A 19,090-nucleotide genomic window follows, 5' to 3' on the forward strand; every position below is an offset into this window, starting at 1 on the left:
AGTGGCTGCTGATGGACCTGCTCAGCATGTGGGCGTGCATTCAGGACCACGACACCACCGGGCACTGGAAGCAGGTCGCCGGCTGGCGCAAGGTCTGCGACCTCGCCCAGGCCCACCTGGGCCGGCTGAAGGAGTACCGGCGCGGCCTGGCCGAGGCGTGGCCACCGGCGACCAACGCCGCCGCCCGGTCCTACCTGGGCGAACTCGACGGCCTCATCGACAAGGTGCAGCGCACCCACGACACGGCCGCCGCGAACTACGACGCCCTCGCCGCAGCCACCCGCGCGATCAGCAGCGCCCGCGTCGAACTGAAACCGCTCCACGACGAGTACGTGACCAAGCTCCAGCAGAAGCGGACGTACGAGGCGACAGTGGCGGACCCGAAGGCTGCGATGGGCAGCCGGGTGCCGGACAAGCCGGTGACCGACGTCGACCTGGAACGACTCAACGCCCAGGCCCGGACCCTGATGTACGGCCTCAGCGGCGAACTCCAACAGGCCCAGGTAATGCTCCGCCAACCCCCGCCCTTACCCAAGACGCCAAGACAGCCGGACAACCCGGACGTGTACGCCAGCGAAGCACCGATCATTCCACCCATCGTGCCAACATCTATGACACCTTCACGATCAGCACTGGCAAAAAATGGACCGCCTAAAAGCCCAACGACCCACGTTGCAACACCGCAAATCGCTGGTCCAGTGCTCGGCGGAGCAAGCACGGCCCATGCGTCAATCCCGGGAAACCCGACGCCAGCAAGCGGCCCATCGAGCCCACCCGCCACCACGTCACCCACAATCGGACTACCGGAAATTACACGGCCAGTCACTAACGATTCCAATCGCTCAACTCCCTTTAAGCCGCCCCACGAACAGATTCCCACACCAAGGCATACCACCAAGAATGGCAGCAGCCCTTCGCTGCCCAACCCAACGAGGCCGCTACCACCTGGCGGATTAATCGGCGGCGCGCCCGGATTTGGCATTGGTCAACCAGGAGGCACTAACTTGCCTCGCAAGGTCAACCCGGTCGGTGGCATCATCGGTGGTGGCGGCGCTGGCACAGCACCCACCGGAGCCGCCGGCTCCAGACCAGGAAACGGACGCAGCAATCAATTTGGCCCCCTCCATGGGATATCCCCGATCGGCGGCAACTCTGGACCAAGGGCCGCCAATAACCAAACTGGGGGACAAGGAAAACCCGGCGAAAGTCCTTCCTCCTGGGATCCGGAACATCCCTGGGAGACCCTCAAGGGGGTTCCACCAGTGGTCCGTCACATTGAAGACGAGGGCACCATCGATCCAGGGCCAGCCCTCGGCTTCGACCGGTGACTCATTTCTCGCTGGCTAGCCTTACGATGACAACCTTCTTGACCATCGCAACTTCACTCATCAATCCAACCAGCGCCACCTCCAACTCGAGCAACGCAGAGAAGATCAGAAAAGATCAGTGGCACCTACGCTTCCTTAAAGCAGCAGAGGCGCAAGGTATCAGTCGAGGCAAAGGCACAATCGTCGCCATTCCCGACACAGGCGTATTTCCGCACCCAGACCTTGAACATAATTTACTCCCAGGAACCGACGTCTCAGAAGATGGTGACGGCCGCAGAGATGACGATAGTCATGGAACCTCGATGGCTGGCCTGGTTGCCGCTCACGGTTCCCCTAAGGGGTTAGGCGCCCTTGGAATTGCACCAGAAGCCAAGATACTGCCCATACGATCAAGGCAGATAGATGGCAAGGGAGACACCGAAGAGCTTGCAGCTAGCGTCGAATGGGCGACATTACACGGTGCCGACGTCATCAGCATCTCAGCAGTTGCTGGCGCGAGCCGGCGACTACAACAGGCCATCAGGACGGCGCTCCAAGCAGACATCGTGGTGGTCGCAGCTGCCGGCAATAAGCCGTTTGACATAAGTATTGGCTATCCCGCATCAGAAGAAGGCGTGATAGCAGTAGGCGGCGTTGACCAGGCTGGAGAGCTTGCTGCTGTGTCGGTCACCGGACCAACTGTGGACGTCGTAGCGCCGGCTGTCGACATCTACAGCACCAGCTACGGCGGCAAGTACTCGAAGGGCACGGGTACCTCCAGCGCTACTGCGATCGTCGCGGGTGCTGCCGCTCTGATCCGTTCCAAGTACCCCGATCTCCCCGCCGCCGAGGTCGCGCACCGGCTCACCGCCACCGCCGTCGACAAGGGTCCGCCTGGTCGGGACGACGAGTACGGCTACGGCGTCATCGACCTGGTCGCGGCGCTGACGGCAGACGTACCCCCGCTGGGTTTCGAATCGGCGACGGCGCATGCCACGGCCAAGTCCGGGCCGGTCACGACGGCGGTCGCGGAGCCGGCCGGCAACGACGGAGGCGACGGCGGGGCGACCGCCCGAGGACTGGCCACGTTGAGCGTGATCGTGGCCGCCGGGGGTGCCTGGGCACTGGTCGCCCGACGGCGACGCCGTGGCGACAACCCGCCGCCCCGGATCAGCCGGTGAGCGGCCGGCATCGGATCGGCCGTCCGGCGCTTCTGCTCAACTCCACATCGGGGTGAGGTAGCGGCGGGACATCCGGTGGCACTGAGACGGAGTCGGTCAGAGGCGGGCCCGGGGCGAAAGAACCAATGGCCGGGTGCCGCGACGCGTGGGGGCGGGGGTAGCCGGTAGCGTCGGCTTCGTGCCGAACTCGATGCCGCTCCGTCTCGTGCTCGCCTCGGCGAGCCCCGCCCGCCGCAAGCTGCTCCACGCCGCCGGGATCGAACCCGACGTGCTGGTGAGCGGGGTCGACGAGTCCCAGGTGGTCAGCGAGAGCGCCGAGGAGCTGTGCCTGGAACTGGCCCGGCTCAAGGCGCAGGCGGTCGTCGGCCGGATTCGGTCGTCCCCGGACGAACGGACCCTGGTCCTGGGCTGCGATTCGTTGCTCGCCTTCGACGGCGAGATCCTCGGGAAGCCGGCCGACGCGGCGGACGCCGTCGGGCGCTGGGAGCGGATGCGGGGGCGCAGTGGGGTGCTGCACACCGGGCACTGCCTGATCGACGTGGTCCACGAGTCACGCGCGGAGGCGGTCGCCTCGACGACCGTCCGGTTCGCCGACGTCAGCGACGACGAGATCGCCGCGTACGTCGCTACGGGCGAGCCGCTCGCCGTGGCCGGGGCGTTCACCATCGACGGACTGGGCGGGGCCTTCCTCGACGGGATCGACGGCGATCCGGGGACTGTGGTCGGGCTCTCCCTGCCGCTGCTGCGCAGGCTCCTCGGCGAACTGGACCTGCAGATCACCGACCTGTGGACGAAGATCGCGCCCGGCGGCCAGTCGGTCGAGCCGCTCGGCTAGCTTCCAGCCATGAGCAAATCGCTGCCGCTGACCCCGGAACTGCACGCGTACGTCGTGGCCCACGGCTCGGCCCCGGACGAGGTGATGGGCGACCTGGTCGAGGAGACCCTCGCCGCGCTGCCGGCCCAGGCGGGGATGCGGGTGGCGCCGGAGCAGGCGGCGTTCCTGACCTTCCTCACCCGGCTGCTCGGAGCGCGGCGGGCGGTGGAGGTGGGCACCTTCACCGGGCTGTCGTCCCTGGCGATCGCCCGCGGGCTGCCCGAGGACGGGCGGCTGACCTGCTTCGACATCTCGGAGGAGTACACGGGCATCGCCCGGCGGTACTGGGCGCGGGCCGGGGTGGCCGACCGGATCGAGCTGCGCATCGGGCCGGCCGGGGAAACGCTGCGCGAGTTGCCGAACGACCGGCACCTGGACTTTGCGTTCATCGACGCGGACAAGACCGGGTATCCGGTCTACTGGGCGGAGTTGGTGCCGCGGATGCGTCCGGGTGGCATCGTCGCGGTCGACAACACGCTGCGCGGGGGCCGGGTGCTCGCTCCGCAGAACGCCGATGATCGGGCCATCGCCGCGTTCAACGACGAGATCATGGCCGATGTCCGGGTGGAGACGGTGCTGCTGCCGATCGCCGACGGGCTGACGCTCGCCCGGGTGCGCTGACCGTCTCCGGGCCGTCCTTGATCAGACCGATATGTGGGATGTCGCTGGCTGTGCCCGGCGTGAGACACCGGCCTGCCGTTCGTCATGTCGATCATGGTCGTCCGGGCGCAGCGCGCGGCCCAGCCGCAGGGTGAGCAGCGCGGCCGTCGCGATGAACCCGGGTAGCAGCAGGAAGGCAGGGTGCGGGCCGACGCCGTCGGCCACCCAGCCGAGCGCCACCGGCGCGATCCCGAAGCCCACCCCCATCGAGTACGACGACCAGCCGGCCGCCTTGTCGGCGGCCGGCCCGGCGACGGCCAGGGCGATCGAGATGGCCAGCGGGTAGTGCAGCGCGTTGCCGAGGCCGAGCACGACGAGCCCGGTCACCGCCAGCCAGCCGACCGAGGCGACCCAGAAGACGGCGAACCCGGTCAGCGAGACGGCCAGCGCGACCAGCAGCAGCGGCACGGGCCGGTAGCGCAGCGCGGCCCGGCCGCCGGCCAGCCGGCCGAGGAACATCCCGCCGACGATCGCGGCGACCGCCGCCGAGGCCGCCCCGGCGCCCAACCCTGCGTGCGAACGGAGCACGTCGGCGGTCCAGAGCGACAGGCAGACCTCGATCGAGCCGGTCACCGCCATCAGGACCCAGGCGATCCAGTACGGCCGGGGCAGCCCTCCCCTCGCCCGCCCCGCACCGGCCGGCACCCCGGCCGGCGCGACCGCCGGTTCGCCGACGCGGGACGCGACGGCGGGGACCGCGTGCTCCGCCGACACGGCGGGGACCGACACGGCCGGTGACGTGGCGGGTGGGCGTACCCGGAAGGTCAGGGCGGCGAGGGTGAGCAGCGCGATCAGGCCGACCTCGACGGCCATCACCGGCCGCCAGCCGAGCCCCGCGTCGACGGTCGCCCCGATGAGCAGCGGTGCCAGGATGCCCATGCCGGCGCAGGCTGCGTTGGCCTCGGTGAGGGCGGCCGGCGCGGTGGGGCCGTGGTGGGCGGTGAGCACGACGTTGACCCCGCTGATCACCATCATGCCGAAGGTGGCGATCACCACGACGGCGGCGAGGGTCGCGGGCAGGGGCCGGAGGGTGCCGAACCCGGTGACGCCGACGGCCACCCCGGCGAGGCCGAGCCAGGCCGACCGGCCCCGGCCGATCCGGCGGGCGACCGGTGCGAACAGCGCCCCGCCGAGGAGCGCGCCGACGGCGATGGCGGTGCTGTGCAGGCCGGCGACGGCGGCGCTGGTGCCCTGCTCGTCGCGCAGCAGCGGGACGACGGGGCCGAAGCCGTAGAGGAAGAAGCCCCACAACGCCAGTTGGGAGTAGGCCAGCCAGGTGGTTCGGTCATGGGTGAGGCGGGGCACGGCCCTTACGCTACGCGCGGCGGACCGGTGCCCCGCCCTCGGTGAGAGGCAGCTCTCGGCGATGAATGGCACCCCTGCCCCACCGGCGGCGGGCGCTGGGAGGACGCCCTCCGACTCACCGCACGCTGCGGGCGAACTGGCGGGCAGCCCAGACGACGCCGGCGGCGGCCAGCACCGCGATGATGGCCAGCCCCTGCCAGACCTTGTCGTTGCCGAGTTCCCCGGCGAACAGCGCCCGGGTGCCATCGACCGCCCAGGAGAACGGGTTCCACTCGGCTACGCCCTGGAGCCAGCCGGGGGCGAAGGTGAGCGGCAGCAGGATGCCGGAGAGCAGCAGCACCGGCTGGGCCACGGTGTTCATCAGCGGGGCGAGCGCGTCCTCGCTCTTGACCTTGAGCGCGACGCCGTACGAGACGGCCGAGGTCATCAGCGCGATCAGGGCGAGCATCAGGTAGGCCAGCAGCAGGTCGCCGATGAACACCCGCAGGTCGAACAGGAGCGCGAGCAGGGTGATGATGACGGCCTGGACCAGCAGCGACACCACGTCGCGCATCGAACGGCCGAGCAGCAGGGCGAGCCGGCTCACCGGGGTGACCCGGGACCGCTCGATGATCCCGGCGCGCAGCTCGGCGATCAGGCCGAAGCCCTGGAACAGGCCGCCGAAGATGGCCAGCAGCACGAGCACGCCGGGCACGAAGATCTTGTACGCCTCGGCCTGGGTCGGCGCGTTCAGGGCCGGCTTGAGCAGCGGGGCGAAGAGGAGCAGATACATCACCGGCTGGAAGACGCCGACGACGACCCAGACCGGGTTACGCAGCAGCAGCTGTATCTGGCGCTGGAAGATCAGCCACGTGTCGCGGGCGAGTTTCACGAGGGTTCTCCTGTCGGGGGCGGGTCAGGACTCGCGCAGCGAGCGGCCGGTCTTGGTGAGGAAGACGTCGTCGAGGCTGGGCCGGTGCAGCTCGATGGAGCTCAGCGCGAGGCCTGCGTTGTCGATGCGGCGCAGGATCTGCGGGATGGCGGTCGCCCCCTCGTCGACGTGGAGGCGCAGGCCGCCGCCGTCGACGGTCTCCAGCTTGTTGACGTACGGCTCGGAGTCGAGCAGCTGGGCGGCGTGCGGGGTCGCGGCGGCGTCCAGCCCGACGACGACCACCTCGCCGGAGATTGCGCGCTTCAGCTCGACCGGGGTGCCCTCGGCGACCAGCTCGCCATGGTCCATGATCGCGATCCGGTCGCAGAGCGCGTCGGCCTCGTCCAGGTAGTGCGTGGTGATGAAGACGGTCATCCCCTCGCTGCGCAGCCGGCGGATCTCGTCCCACATGTGGGCCCGGCTCTGCGGGTCGAGGCCGGAGGTCGGCTCGTCCAGGAAGACGATCCGTGGCTCGTGGATGATGCCGAGGGCGATGTCGACCCGCCGTCGCTGGCCGCCGGAATAGGTCTTGCACTTGCGGTCGGCGTACTCGGTGAGCTGGAACGCTGCCAGGGCGCGCTCCGCGCGACGGTGGGCGTCGGCCTTGCGGATGCCGTACATCCGGGCGTGCAGGACGAGCTCCTCGCGGGCGGTGGAGTCGTCCCAGGTGCTGCCGCCCTGGGCGACGTAGCCGATTCGGCGGCGCACCTCGGCGGGCCGGCGAAGCAGGTCGGCGCCAGCGATGGTGGCCGCGCCGCCGTCGGGTTCGATGAGGGTGGCCAGCATCCGCAGCGTGGTGGTCTTGCCGGCCCCGTTGGGCCCGAGAAAGCCGAAGATCTCCCCCTCGGCGACGTTCAGGTCGACCCCGCGGACGGCGTCAACGGTCTTCTTGTCCCGACCGGCACGGGAGCGGAAGGACTTCCGCAGCCCTCTGGTCTCGATCATCTTCGCTCCTGTTCGTCCGTGGCCGGCCGGAACCGGCCGTTCCGCAGGGGGTGGCACAGGGGCGTCACTCCGGACGTCCCGCCGAGGCTAACGCGATATAACTTCATTGGTCAACTTTGATTATTACGCGTTCCCGTCGACTCTCGGCGACGATCCGGGCTCCGACTCCGGCTCCGACTCCGGCGCCGACTCCGACTCCTGGTCCGGGGCGAAGGCAGCGGCCGGCTCCACCGCGATCCGGCCGTCGCGGCCGGCCAGGCCCTCCGGCAGGTACGGCGCGCCGGCCTCGATCCGGTCGGCGACCCGGTCGCACCAGCCCGCCTCCGCCTCCCCCCGGGCGATCCACAACTCGTACGTCCAGGTGACCCCGACCGGCTTGGAATCCCGGATCCAGGACGACTCCATCGAGGCGCGCATGCTCTCCACGCCGGCCCGGATCACCCGCCCCCGGCTGCGCAGCGCGGCCACCGCCTCCGGGCGGGGCAGCGCCGGCAGGAACGCGAACGCGGCCACGAACGGGTCGGCGGGCTGCTGGTTGCCCCACCACAGGTCGCGCAGCAGGGTCTCGAACTCGTCGAGCCCGCTCGGGGTGATCTCGTACGTCGTCCGGGCCGGCCGGGCCCCGACCTGTTCGGTCGCCACCTCGCGGAGCAGCCCATCCTGGGCCAGCTTGCGCAGCGCATGGTAGATCGAGCCGGGCTGCACGCTGGCCCACTTGTCGGCACCCCAACTGAGCAGCTCACGACGTACGTCGTAGCCGTGCACCGGCTGCATCCACTTGACCAGCCCGAGAATCATCATGCGCGTGGCAGACACCGGACGAGCGTATTAGACAAGTTTGACTATCGGCGCTCGGGCAGTGCCATATACCACACTGAGCGACCGTTAGGGCGACGGCGGCGGCCGATAAACTCCCGGTCAGTAACCTCCGGGGAGGAGCCACCAAGGTGCGCAAGGTACTCATCGCCAACCGCGGCGAGATCGCCGTCCGCGTCATCCGTGCCTGCCGCGACGCCGGCCTGGGCAGCGTCGCCGTCTACGCGGACTCCGACCGGGACGCCCTGCACGCGACTTTGGCCGACGAGGCGTACGCCCTGGGCGGCGACACCGCCGCCGAGACGTACCTGCGGATCGACAAGCTGATCGACGTCGCCGAGAAGGCCGGCGCGGACGCCGTCCACCCCGGGTACGGGTTCCTCTCCGAGAACGCCGACTTCGCCCATGCCGTCATCGACGCGGGCCTGACCTGGATCGGCCCGGCACCGCAGGCGATCCAGGACCTCGGCGACAAGGTCACCGCCCGGCACATCGCCCAGCGGGCCGGCGCTCCCCTGGTCCCCGGCACCGCCGACCCGGTCGGCGGCCCGGACGAGGTGATCGCCTTCGCCGTCGACCACGGGCTGCCGGTCGCCATCAAGGCCGCCTTCGGCGGCGGCGGGCGCGGCCTCAAGGTGGCCCGCACGATGGAGGAGATCCCGCAGCTCTTCGAGTCGGCGACCCGGGAGGCAATCGCCGCATTCGGGCGGGGTGAGTGCTTCGTCGAGCGGTACCTGGACAAGCCCCGGCACGTCGAGGCGCAGGTCCTCGCCGACCAGCACGGCAACGTGGTCGTCGTGGGCACCCGGGACTGCTCGCTCCAGCGCCGGCACCAGAAGCTGGTCGAGGAGGCCCCCGCGCCGTTCCTCACCGACGCCCAACGCGCCCAGATCCACGAGAGCGCCAAGGCGATCTGCCGGGAGGCCGGGTACCAGGGCGCCGGCACCGTGGAGTACCTGGTCGGCGCGGACGGCACCATCTCCTTCCTGGAGGTCAACACCCGGCTCCAGGTCGAGCATCCGGTCACCGAGGAGACCGCCGGAATCGACCTCGTCCGTGAGCAGTTCCGGATCGCCGACGGCGAGAAGCTGCGGCTGGTCGAGGACCCGGCCCCGCGCGGGCACTCCATCGAGTTCCGGATCAACGGCGAGGACCCGGGCCGCAGCTTCCTGCCCGCCCCCGGCACGGTCACCGCGCTGCGGCTGCCCACCGGCCCGGGCGTCCGGGTGGACACCGGCATCTCGGCCGGCGACGTGATCGGCGGCAACTTCGACTCGCTGCTGGCCAAGGTGATCGTCACCGGAGAGACCCGCACCGAGGCCCTGGAGCGGGCCCGGCGGGCGCTGGACGAGATGGTCGTCGAGGGGATGGCCACCGCCCTGCCGTTCCACCGGCTCGTGGTGCGCGACGAGGCGTTCACCGCCGAGCCGTTCAGCGTGCACACCCGGTGGATCGAGACCGAGTTCGACAACACCGTCCCACCGTTCACCGCCACCGCCGGCCCCGCCGACGCGCCGGCCGGGCGCGAGACCGTCGTGGTCGAGGTCGGCGGCAAGCGGCTGGAGGTGAGCCTCCCCGCAGGCCTCGGCGCGGGTACGACCGCAGCCCCGCCCGCCACGCGCAAGCCGGCCCGCCGGGGCGGCGGGGCCAAGGCCGGCGCGGCGGTCAGCGGGGACGCGCTCACCTCCCCGATGCAGGGCACCCTCGTCAAGATCGCCGTCGCCGACGGGGACACCGTCGCCGAGGGTGACCTGGTCGTGGTGCTGGAGGCGATGAAGATGGAGCAGCCGCTGCACGCCCACCAGGCGGGCACGGTCAGCGGCCTCGCAGCCGAGGTCGGTGCCGTCATCGCCGCCGGCGCGGCAATCTGCACCATCGCCTGACCTACCCGGCCCCGCGCGGGGGCGGCCCCAGCGCGGCACAGGCCGAGCCCACCCAGCGGGACGCGGGCGGGCGACGTCAGCGCAGCTCGGCGCCCGCCACCGCACGGACGGCGGTGGTCAGCGCGTCCAGGGCGGCGGAGGCCACCCGCCAGTGCTGCCAGTACAACGGGCGGTCCAGGTGACGCCCGGCGCCGAGATCGACGCAGTGCCCGGCGGCGATGTCGACGCGGGCGAACCGCTCCGGGACCATGCCCCAGCCCAACCCGAGCCGCACCGCCTCGTTGAAGCCGTCGAAGGACGGGACGTAGTGGATCGGCGGGTCGATCCGACGGCGGGTCACGGTACGGGCGAACCTGTGCTGAAGCTGGTCCTTGCGGTCGAACGCCATCATCGGCGCCGACGCGAGGGCCGCCTCGGTGAGCCCGTCGGGGAAGTGGCGGTCGGCGAACCCGGCCCGGGCCAGCGCGACGTACCGCATCGCGCCCAGCCGCTCCACCCGGCAGCCCTGGACGGCGTCGCGCTGCGCGGTCACCGCCGCCATCGCCGTACCGTCGCGGATCAGCTCCGCCGTGTGGTCCTCGTCGTCCCGGCGGACGTCGAACAGCAGCGCCAGCTCGGTGGGCAGCCGCGCCAGCGCGCCGACGAACCAGGTGCCGAGCGAGTCCTCGTTCGCGACGACCGTCACCCGGGTGGGGGCGGACCCGCCGACCGTCGGCGGCCGGGCTGCGTGCAGCGCCTCGCGTTCCAGCAGCGCCACCTGCCCGGCCAGCCGCAGCAGCGGACGGCCCGCGTCGGTGACCTGGCACGGCTTCGACCGGCGGATGAGCACCTGCCCGACGGCCTGTTCCAGTGCCTTGATCCGTTGGCTGACGGCCGAGGGGGTGACGTGCAGGGATCGCGCCGCCGCCTCGAAGCTGCCCTCGCGGACCACCGCGACGAACGTCCGGAGCTGCGTGGAGTCCAGCATGATGAAGCCGAGCTTATCCACCATGAAGATCTTTAGCTGGGCTGCATCGCGGGCGGCTCGTAGCGTCGGCCCGTGCCCGAAATCCTCAGCAGCTCCGTGGCCGGCTCCGCCGCCGCCGGTTTCTCCCTCTCCATCGCGCTGATCGCCGCCATCGGCGCGCAGAACGCCTTCGTCCTGCGGCAGGGCCTGCGCCGGGAGCACGTCGTGCCGGTGGTCGCCGTCTGCGCCGCGTCCGACGCCCTGCTCATCTCGGTCGGCATCGCCGGGATGGGCACCGCCACGGCGGAACACCCCGCCGCCGTCACCGCCGTCCGTTGGCTCGGCGCCGCGTTCCTGCTCGGGTACGCCGTGCTGGCCGCCCGCCGCGCGCTGCGGCCCGGCGCGCTCTCCCCCGCCGACCGGCCGCCCGCACCCCTCGGGGCGACGCTGCTGGCCTGCCTCGCGTTCACCTACCTCAACCCGCACGTCTACCTCGACACCGTCCTCCTGCTCGGTGGGGTGGCCCGCCAGCATCCGCACCACTGGGTCTTCGGCGCGGGCGCCGCGCTGGCCAGCGTGGTCTGGTTCACGGTCATCGGCGCCGCCGCCCACCGGCTCGCGCCCGTGCTGGCCCGCCCGGCGGCCTGGCGACTCGTCGACGGCGCGGTCGCCCTCGTGATGGTCGCGGTCGCGGTGACCCTGCTGCTCGGCTGACCACGTCGGCTCCGGGCTTGGTCAGGGTGTTTTCGGCTACCACCGGGGGCACGGGCGTCGGCGGGCGGGAATGATGGCGACGTGCGTTTTCTTCAAGGCGCGGTTCCCGCGCACGACCTGACATACAACGACGTCTTCATGGCGCCCACCCGCTCCGAGGTCGGTTCCCGGTTGGACGTCAACCTGGCCACCGCGGACGGCACGGGCACGACGATCCCCCTGGTGGTGGCCAACATGACGGCCGTGTCCGGCCGGCGGATGGCCGAGACGGTCGCCCGGCGTGGCGGCGTCGCGGTGATCCCGCAGGACATCCCCATCGAGGTGGTGGCCACCGTCGTCGCCTGGGTCAAGCGGCGGCACCTGGTGCACGACACCGCGATCACGCTCGGCCCGACGGACACCGTCGGCGACGCCATCCACCTGCTGCCGAAACGCTCGCACGGCGCGGTGGTCGTGATCGACGAGGCCGGTCGCCCGCTGGGCGTGGTGACCGAGGCGGACACCGTCGGGGTGGACCGGTTCGCCCAGCTCCGGCACGTGATGTCGACCGAGCTGCACACGGTGCCGGCGGACGCGGACCCGCGTACCGGATTCGACCGGCTCTCGGCGGGCCGGCGGCGGCTCGCGCCGGTGGTGGACGGCGAGGGACGGCTGGTCGGGGTGCTGACCCGCAAGGGCGCGCTGCGCGCCACCCTCTACCGGCCGGCGACGGACGACCGGGGTCGGCTGCGGGTCGCGGCGGCGGTCGGGATCAACGGCGACGTCACCGGCAAGGCCGCCGCGCTGCTGGAGGCGGGGGTGGACACGCTGGTGGTGGACACCGCGCACGGCCACCAGGAACGGATGCTCTCCGCGCTGCGGGCGGTGCGCAAGCTCGACCCGGGCGTCCCGGTCGCGGCCGGCAACGTGGTCACCGCTGACGGGGTACGCGACCTGGTCGAGGCCGGCGCGGACATCGTGAAGGTGGGCGTCGGACCGGGTGCGATGTGCACCACCCGGATGATGACCGGGGTCGGCCGGCCGCAGTTCTCCGCCGTGCTCGACTGCGCGGCGGCGGCCCGGGACCTGGGCCGGCACGTCTGGGCCGACGGCGGGGTACGGCACCCCCGGGACGTGGCGCTCGCGCTGGCGGCCGGCGCGTCGAACGTGATGATCGGGTCCTGGTTCGCCGGCACGTACGAGTCACCGGGCGACCTGTACACCGACGCGGACGGCCGGCGGTACAAGGAGAGCTTCGGGATGGCCTCGTCCCGGGCGGTCAGCGCCCGGACCGCCGACGACAGCCCGTTCGACCGGGCCCGCAAGGCGGTCTTCGAGGAGGGCATCTCCTCGGCCCGGATGTACCTGGACCCGACCCGGCCGGGCGTCGAGGACCTGATCGACGAGATCATCGCCGGGGTGCGCAGCGCCTTCACGTACGCGGGCGCGCGAAACCTGGCCGAGTTCCACGAACGTGCACTGGTCGGAGTACAGAGCACGGCCGGCTACACCGAGGGCATGCCCCTACCAACAAGCTGGTAACCCCACCCCACCCCACCCCACCCTCATCCGATACCCGGTTGATCGGGAGGTTCACGTCGTCCACGCCCGTCCGGGCGACCCAAACCTCTTGATCAACCGGGGCTGCGCGGGGCAGCCGTGGGGTGGGGGTGGGGGTAACTTCGCTCGGGGCGGGTGCGTTGCTCTTGTTGGCAGGGGTCCGTAATTTCGTTTGGGGCCTGACCATCAGGGAGCTAATCTGAGGGACATGGACGTGACCGGGCTGGGAGACGTGCCGCTGGGCCGTCTGTTGGTCACTGCTGGCCACCTCGTCGGTCAGCAGTGGAACCGCTACCTGGCAGAGGAGCACGGCCTCACGCAGGCCGGCATGGGCACCCTGATCACCCTCGCCCGGTACGGCGAACTGCCGCACCGGGCGGTCGCCGAGCGCTGCTTCGTCCGGCCCGCCACCCTCACCGGCATCGTCGACACGTTGGAACGCGACGGCCTGGTGGAGCGGCACCGCGACGACGCCGACCGGCGCAGGGTCCGGCTGGCCCTCACCCCCGCCGGCCGGGAGCAGGTCGCCAAGCTCACCACCCTCATGCAGACCAGGGGACCGCTGACCTCCGTCGACGCCGACCCGGTGAAGGCAGCCGTGATCCGGGAGTTCCTGATCGAGGTCATCGGCAGCGGAGAGGAGCCACAGATGACGAGTCCCGAAACGAGACCGCAGGAGCCTGCGTGCTGATCCGACTTATCCGCACCCACCTGGGGCCCTACCGCCGCCCGCTGGCGGCGGTGGTGGCCTTCCAGCTCGTCGGCACGATGGCCTCGCTCTACCTGCCGAGCCTCAACGCCGACATCATCGACCAGGGCGTGGCCCGTGGCGACACCGACTACATCATGCGCACCGGCGGCTGGATGCTGCTGGTCAGCCTGGTCCAGATCGCCTGCTCGATCGCCGCGGCCTACCTCGGCGCCCGCACGGCGATGGGCTTCGGCCGGGACGTCCGAGCGGAGATCTTCGGCCACGTCAACCGCTTCTCCGCCCGCGAGGTGGCCCGGTTCGGCGCGCCCTCGCTGATCACCCGCAACACCAACGACGTGCAACAGGTGCAGATGCTCGTGCTGACGAGCTGCACCATGCTCGTCGGCGCGCCGATCATGAGCGTCGGCGGGGTGGTGATGGCGCTGCGCGAGGACGTCGAGCTGTCCTGGCTGATGCTGGTCTGCGTCCCGGTGCTGGCGCTCGCGCTCGGGCTGATCATCCGGCGGATGGTGCCCAGTTTCCGGCTCATGCAGACCCGGATCGACACCGTCAACCGGGTGCTGCGCGAGCAGATCACGGGCATCCGGGTGGTCCGGGCGTTCGTCCGCGAGCCGTACGAGACGGAACGCTTCGCCCGCGCGAACGTCGACCTGACCGCGACCGCACTGCGCACCGGCCGGCTGATGGCCCTCATCTTCCCGGTGGTGATGCTGATGCTCAACGTCTCCAGCGTCGCGGCGCTGTGGTTCGGCGCGCAACGGGTGGACGCCGGGCAGATCCAGATCGGCGCGCTCACCGCCTTCCTCGTGTACCTGATGCAGATCCTGATGGCCGTCCTGATGGCCACCTTCATGCTGATGATGGTGCCGCGCGCCGCAGTCTGCGCCGAGCGGATCGTCGAGGTGCTGGACACCGACTCCTCGGTGGTCGCGCCGGCCGCGCCGGTCACCGAGGTGACCGGCCGGGGCGAGCTGGAGCTGCGCGACGTGCGGTTCCAGTACCCGGGGGCGAGCGAGCCGGTGCTGCACGACATCTCCTTCCGGGTCACGCCCGGGCGCACCACGGCGATCATCGGCAGCACCGGATCCGGCAAGAGCACCCTGCTCTCGCTGATCCCCCGGCTGGTCGACACCACGGCCGGCGCGGTGCTGGTCGACGGGGTGGACGTCCGCGACCTGGCGCCCGACGAGCTGTGGCGGCGGATCGGGCTGGTGCCGCAGCGTCCGTACCTGTTCAGCGGGACGATCGCCAGCAACCTGCGGTACGGCAACCCGGGCGCCACCGACGCGGAGCTGTGGGCGGCCCTGGAGATCGCCCAGGCGCGCGACTTCGTCGCCGAACTGTCCGAGGGGTTGGACGCCCCGATCGCGCAGGGCGGCACCAACGTCTCCGGCGGGCAGCGGCAGCGCCTGGCCATCGCCCGGGCCCTGGTCCGGCGGCCGGAGATCTACCTGTTCGACGACTCGTTCTCGGCACTCGACCTCGGCACCGACGCCCGGCTCCGGGCGGCGCTGCGGCCGGTCACCGCGGACGCGTCGATGGTGATCGTGGCCCAGCGGGTCTCCACGATCGTCGACGCCGACCAGATCATCGTGCTTGAGGACGGGGGCATCGTCGGGATGGGCCGACACGCCGAGCTACTGGAGAACTGCCCGACGTACGCGGAGATCGTCGCCTCCCAGCAGAGCGCGGGGGTGCCGGCATGACCGCCGTACCGGGTCAGAAGCCCGCGCCGCAGGGACGGCCCGCGGCCGGCGGTAAAGCGCAGACGCCGACGCGGCTGCCCCAGGGCGGCCACCGCGGCGGCCCGCTGCCGAGCGCCGGCATGCCGGCCGAGAAGTCGATGAACTTCGGGCCGTCGGCCCGCCGGCTGCTGGGGCGGCTGCGGTCACACCGGCTCCCGCTCGTCGTCATCGTCGTGCTCGCCGTGATCAGCGTCGGGTTCAGCGTGTACGGACCGAAGCTCCTCGGCCGCGCGACCGACCTGATCTTCAGCGGGGCGATCAGCCGGCAGCTCCCGCCCGGGACCACCGCCGAGCAGGCCGTGGCGGGGGCCCGGGCGTCCGGCAACGACAACTTCGCCGACATGCTCGCCCGGATGGACCTGGTGCCCGGGGTGGGCATCGACTTCACCGCGCTGGGTCGGGTGCTGCTGCTGGCGCTCGTCCTCTACCTGGCGGGCAGCCTGCTGATGTGGTGGCAGGGCTGGCTGCTCAACGGCGTGGTGCAGCGCACCGTGCTGCGGCTGCGCGCCGAGGTGGAGGAGAAGCTGAACCGGCTGCCGCTGCCCTACTTCGACAAGCAACCGCGCGGCGAGCTGCTCAGCCGGGTCACCAACGACATCGACAACATCTCGCAGACCCTCCAGCAGACCCTGAGTCAGCTGCTCACCTCGCTGCTCACCCTGATCGGCGTACTGGCCATGATGTTCTGGATCTCGCCGCTACTGGCGCTGGCCGCCCTGGTCGCGGTGCCGCTGTCAGTGGTGGTGACCGGCCAGATCACCAAGCGCTCACAGCCGAAGTTCATCGCCCAGTGGAAGCACACCGGCGAGCTGAACGGCCAGATCGAGGAGGCGTTCACCGGCCACGAGCTGGTCAAGGTCTTCGGCCGGCAGCACGAGGTGGAGGCGGCCTTCACCGCCAAGAACGAGGAGCTGTTCCGGGCCAGCTTCGGCGCCCAGTTCATCTCCGGGATCATCATGCCGGCGATGATGTTCGTCGGGAACCTCAGCTACGTGGCGATCGCCGTGGTCGGTGGCCTGCGGGTGGCGTCGGGGTCGATGAGCCTGGGCGACGTGCAGGCGTTCATCCAGTACTCCCGCATGTTCACCCAGCCGCTCACCCAGGTCGCCTCGATGGCGAACCTGCTCCAGTCCGGGGTGGCGTCCGCCGAGCGGGTGTTCGCCGTCCTCGACGCCGACGAGCAGAGCCTCGACCCGGCCGCGCCGGCCCGGGTGACCGACCCGCACGGCCGGGTCGAGTTCGAGCACGTCTCCTTCCGGTACGAGCCGGACAAGCCGTTGATCGAGGACCTGTCGCTGGTCGCCGAGCCGGGGCACACGGTGGCGATCGTCGGGCCGACCGGGGCGGGCAAGACCACCCTGGTCAACCTGATCATGCGCTTCTACGAGCTGGACACCGGCCGGATCACCCTGGACGGGGTGGACATCACCACCCTGAGCCGGGACGACCTGCGCGGCCGGATCGGCATGGTGCTCCAGGACACCTGGCTGTTCGGCGGCACCATCCGGGACAACATCGCGTACGGCCGGCCGACCGCGAGCGAGGAGGAGATCGTCGCCGCCGCCAAGGCCACCTTCGTGGACCGGTTCGTCCGCAGCCTCCCCGACGGCTACGACACCGTCGTCGACGAGGAGGGCAGCAACGTCAGCGCCGGCGAGAAGCAGCTCATCACCATCGCCCGGGCGTTCCTGGCCGAGCCGTCGCTGCTGATCCTCGACGAGGCGACCAGCTCGGTCGACACCCGGACCGAGGTGCTGCTCCAACGGGCCATGGCGGCGCTGCGCTCGGACCGGACCAGCTTCGTCATCGCCCACCGTCTCTCCACCATCCGGGACGCGGACCTGATCCTGATGATGGAGAACGGCAGCATCGTCGAGCAGGGCACCCACGATCAGCTGCAGGCCGCCCGGGGCGCGTACCACCGGCTCTACCAGGCCCAGTTCAGCCAGCCCGATCCGGCCCTCCCCCCCGACCCCGTGTCGCTGCCCGCCGCCTCGGTCCAGGGCTGATCGTCGTGTCCGGAGATCCAGCGACAGCGGCGACCGGCCCCGGGCCGGGTGACGGGCCTGGGTCAGGGCAGCAGCGCCGCCGACCGGGTGGCGACCACCGACGCGACCAGGGCCAGGGCGTCGGCGGCGGGCCGCGGGTCCAGGCGGCGGCCGTCGCGCAGGCGCAGGGCGACCGCGCCGTCGGCCGCCTCCCGGGCACCGAGCACCGCGACGTACGGCACCCGACGGCGGGCGGTGTCGCGGATCCGGGAGCCCAGCGACCCACCCCCGTCGACCTCGGCCCGCAGGCCGAGCGCGACGGCGTCCCGGGCGAGCCGGTCGGCCGCCGCGGCCTGCCCCGGATCGTCGGGGTCGACCGGGAGCACGGTCACCTGTACGGGGGCGTACCAGGGTGGGAAAGCGCCGTCGTGCGCCTCGATCAGGTGGGCGAACAACCGCTCCATGCTGCCGACCAGGCTGCGGTGCACCATCACCGGCCGCCGCCGGCCACCGTCGGAGCCGGTGTACGACAGGTCGAACTTCTCGGGCTTGTCGAAGTCGAGCTGGACGGTGGCGAGGGTGGACTCCCGGCCGGTCGGGTCGGCGACCTGAATGTCGATCTTCGGCCCGTAGAACGCGGCGTCGCCGGGCGCCTCGACGACGTCCACGCCGTTCAGCGCCTCCCGGAGCAGGTCCTCGGCCCGGTGCCACTGCTCGTCGGTGCCGACGTACCGCTGGCCCGGACCGCGCAGCGACAGCCGGAACCCCGCCGGGCGGACGCCGAGCGCGGCGTGCGCCTCGCGGATCAGCGCCAGGATCGCCGCGACCTCCTCACCCACCTGTTCCAGGGCGCAGAAGTTGTGCGCGTCGTTGAGCGAGATGGCGCGCACCCGGGACAGCCCGCCGAGCACCCCCGAGCGCTCCGCCCGGTACATCCCGCCCAGCTCGCCGACCCGCAGCGGGAGCTCCCGGTAGGACCGGCCCCGGGCCCGGAAGACCAAGGCGTGGTGCGGGCAGAGCGCCGGGCGGAGCACGAACTCGTCGTCCGGGCTCAGCCGCATCGGCGGGAACATGTCGTCGGCGAAGTAGCCGAGGTGGCCGGAGAGCTCGAACAGCTCCCGCTTGCCCAGCGGCGGCGAGTAGACGTGCTGGTAGCCGGCCCGTCGCTCCAGCTCGTGGACGTACGCCTCGACGGCGTGCCGGGCGGCGGCGCCCGCCGGCAGCCAGATGGGCAGGCCGGCGCCGGTCAGCGGGTCGGAGACGAACAGTTCCAGCTCCCGGCCGAGCCTGCGGTGGTCGGTCATGTCGCTCTCCCTCGGGTACGACCCGGAGGCGACCTGGCCCGGAACGCCGCGAGGCCCCGGGGCGGTTCGCCCCGGGGCCTCGATGACGGTGACGTCAGTGCGGCGCGCCGGGGTTTCCCGGCGTCGTGGTCCATACCGCGCTGCGCATGGGGAGACGGTAGACCGGCGGCGGGCCGGCACGCATCCGATTTCGGGCCCCGCCAGCTGCGCGCACCGCGTCCGGGCGGGCGGCGGGCCTGCGGCGCAGGAGCGGGCCGCCGG

16 protein-coding genes are annotated in these 19,090 nt (G+C 71.4%); 10 read left to right on the forward strand and 6 right to left on the reverse strand.

The features are described from left to right. Positions 1-11 precede the first annotated feature (11 nt). The 4 genes from OG559_RS07595 (at position 12) to OG559_RS07610 (ending at position 3,983) form a co-directional block, all read left to right on the forward strand. On the forward strand, positions 12-1,328 hold the full coding sequence (locus tag OG559_RS07595) for a hypothetical protein (protein ID WP_405113775.1): 1,317 nt from the start codon (positions 12-14) through the stop codon (positions 1,326-1,328). 26 nt (positions 1,329-1,354) lie between these two features. After that, a complete protein-coding gene (gene mycP / locus OG559_RS07600) occupies positions 1,355-2,488 on the forward strand; it encodes a type VII secretion-associated serine protease mycosin (protein ID WP_405113777.1) in 1,134 nt (377 codons plus the stop codon). Between the two features lie 178 nt (positions 2,489-2,666). Next, positions 2,667-3,323, forward strand: coding sequence for a Maf family protein (locus OG559_RS07605; RefSeq protein ID WP_405113779.1), 657 nt, complete (start codon positions 2,667-2,669; stop codon positions 3,321-3,323). Positions 3,324-3,332: 9 nt separating this feature from the next. Beyond that, positions 3,333-3,983: an O-methyltransferase gene (locus OG559_RS07610; protein ID WP_405113781.1), complete on the forward strand. Its 651-nt coding sequence runs from the start codon at positions 3,333-3,335 to the stop codon at positions 3,981-3,983. Between the two features lie 21 nt (positions 3,984-4,004). Here the strand turns inward: OG559_RS07610 and OG559_RS07615 are convergent, their stop codons facing one another. From OG559_RS07615 to OG559_RS07630, 4 genes are all read right to left on the reverse strand, one after another. Next, positions 4,005-5,327 carry an MFS transporter gene (locus OG559_RS07615; protein ID WP_405113783.1) on the reverse strand — a complete coding sequence of 441 codons (1,323 nt, stop codon included), beginning with the start codon at positions 5,325-5,327 and terminating at the stop codon, positions 4,005-4,007. A 115-nt stretch (positions 5,328-5,442) separates the two neighbouring features. After that, positions 5,443-6,198, reverse strand: coding sequence for an ABC transporter permease (locus OG559_RS07620; protein ID WP_405113785.1), 756 nt, complete (start codon positions 6,196-6,198; stop codon positions 5,443-5,445). 24 nt (positions 6,199-6,222) lie between these two features. After that, positions 6,223-7,182, reverse strand: a complete 960-nt coding sequence (locus OG559_RS07625; protein WP_396669334.1) for an ATP-binding cassette domain-containing protein — start codon at positions 7,180-7,182, stop codon at positions 6,223-6,225. Between the two features lie 123 nt (positions 7,183-7,305). Next, positions 7,306-7,998: a PadR family transcriptional regulator gene (locus OG559_RS07630; protein ID WP_405113787.1), complete on the reverse strand. Its 693-nt coding sequence runs from the start codon at positions 7,996-7,998 to the stop codon at positions 7,306-7,308. Positions 7,999-8,129: 131 nt separating this feature from the next. Between OG559_RS07630 and OG559_RS07635 the strand changes: the two genes are divergently transcribed. Beyond that, positions 8,130-9,881, forward strand: coding sequence for a biotin carboxylase N-terminal domain-containing protein (locus OG559_RS07635; protein WP_405113789.1), 1,752 nt, complete (start codon positions 8,130-8,132; stop codon positions 9,879-9,881). Between the two features lie 76 nt (positions 9,882-9,957). On the opposite strand, the gene OG559_RS07640 is transcribed toward OG559_RS07635, so the two are convergent. Then, positions 9,958-10,848, reverse strand: a complete 891-nt coding sequence (locus OG559_RS07640; RefSeq protein ID WP_405116462.1) for a LysR family transcriptional regulator ArgP — start codon at positions 10,846-10,848, stop codon at positions 9,958-9,960. A gap of 96 nt (positions 10,849-10,944) precedes the next feature. On the opposite strand from OG559_RS07640, the gene OG559_RS07645 reads away from it, so the two are divergent. From OG559_RS07645 to OG559_RS07665, 5 genes are all read left to right on the forward strand, one after another. Further along, positions 10,945-11,541 (forward strand): LysE/ArgO family amino acid transporter, encoded by a 597-nt coding sequence (locus OG559_RS07645; RefSeq protein WP_405116464.1) that lies wholly within the window; start codon positions 10,945-10,947, stop codon positions 11,539-11,541. 81 nt (positions 11,542-11,622) lie between these two features. Further along, positions 11,623-13,062, forward strand: a complete 1,440-nt coding sequence (locus OG559_RS07650) for a GuaB1 family IMP dehydrogenase-related protein (protein ID WP_405113791.1) — start codon at positions 11,623-11,625, stop codon at positions 13,060-13,062. A 226-nt stretch (positions 13,063-13,288) separates the two neighbouring features. Continuing rightward, entirely contained in the window at positions 13,289-13,771 is a 483-nt protein-coding gene (locus OG559_RS07655) for a MarR family winged helix-turn-helix transcriptional regulator (protein ID WP_405113793.1), read from the forward strand. Then, a complete protein-coding gene (locus OG559_RS07660; protein WP_405113795.1) occupies positions 13,765-15,498 on the forward strand; it encodes an ABC transporter ATP-binding protein in 1,734 nt (577 codons plus the stop codon). The genes OG559_RS07655 and OG559_RS07660 overlap by 7 nt, the downstream gene beginning before the upstream one ends. A gap of 119 nt (positions 15,499-15,617) precedes the next feature. Next, positions 15,618-17,546: an ABC transporter ATP-binding protein gene (locus OG559_RS07665; RefSeq protein ID WP_405116466.1), complete on the forward strand. Its 1,929-nt coding sequence runs from the start codon at positions 15,618-15,620 to the stop codon at positions 17,544-17,546. Positions 17,547-17,608: 62 nt separating this feature from the next. Here OG559_RS07665 and thrS read toward each other — a convergent pair whose 3' ends face one another. After that, positions 17,609-18,829 carry a threonine--tRNA ligase gene (gene thrS / locus OG559_RS07670; RefSeq protein ID WP_405113797.1) on the reverse strand — a complete coding sequence of 407 codons (1,221 nt, stop codon included), beginning with the start codon at positions 18,827-18,829 and terminating at the stop codon, positions 17,609-17,611. Between the last annotated feature and the right edge of the window lie 261 nt (positions 18,830-19,090).

The organism is Micromonospora sp. NBC_01405, assembly GCF_045040155.1.
In the GTDB taxonomy this organism is placed as follows: domain Bacteria; phylum Actinomycetota; class Actinomycetes; order Mycobacteriales; family Micromonosporaceae; genus Micromonospora.

What these genes read in the sequence shown, in the direction of transcription:
- OG559_RS07595 (WP_405113775.1), top strand. Translation starts at nt 12, where the DNA reads ATGGACCTGCTCAGCATGTGGGCGTGCATTCAGGACCACGACACCACC.
- mycP (WP_405113777.1), top strand. Translation starts at nt 1,355, where the DNA reads ATGACAACCTTCTTGACCATCGCAACTTCACTCATCAATCCAACCAGC.
- OG559_RS07610 (WP_405113781.1), top strand. Translation starts at nt 3,333, where the DNA reads ATGAGCAAATCGCTGCCGCTGACCCCGGAACTGCACGCGTACGTCGTG.
- OG559_RS07625 (WP_396669334.1), bottom strand. Translation starts at nt 7,182, where the DNA reads ATGATCGAGACCAGAGGGCTGCGGAAGTCCTTCCGCTCCCGTGCCGGT.
- OG559_RS07640 (WP_405116462.1), bottom strand. Translation starts at nt 10,848, where the DNA reads ATGCTGGACTCCACGCAGCTCCGGACGTTCGTCGCGGTGGTCCGCGAG.
- OG559_RS07655 (WP_405113793.1), top strand. Translation starts at nt 13,289, where the DNA reads ATGGACGTGACCGGGCTGGGAGACGTGCCGCTGGGCCGTCTGTTGGTC.
- OG559_RS07665 (WP_405116466.1), top strand. Translation starts at nt 15,618, where the DNA reads ATGCCGGCCGAGAAGTCGATGAACTTCGGGCCGTCGGCCCGCCGGCTG.
- thrS (WP_405113797.1), bottom strand. Translation starts at nt 18,829, where the DNA reads ATGACCGACCACCGCAGGCTCGGCCGGGAGCTGGAACTGTTCGTCTCC.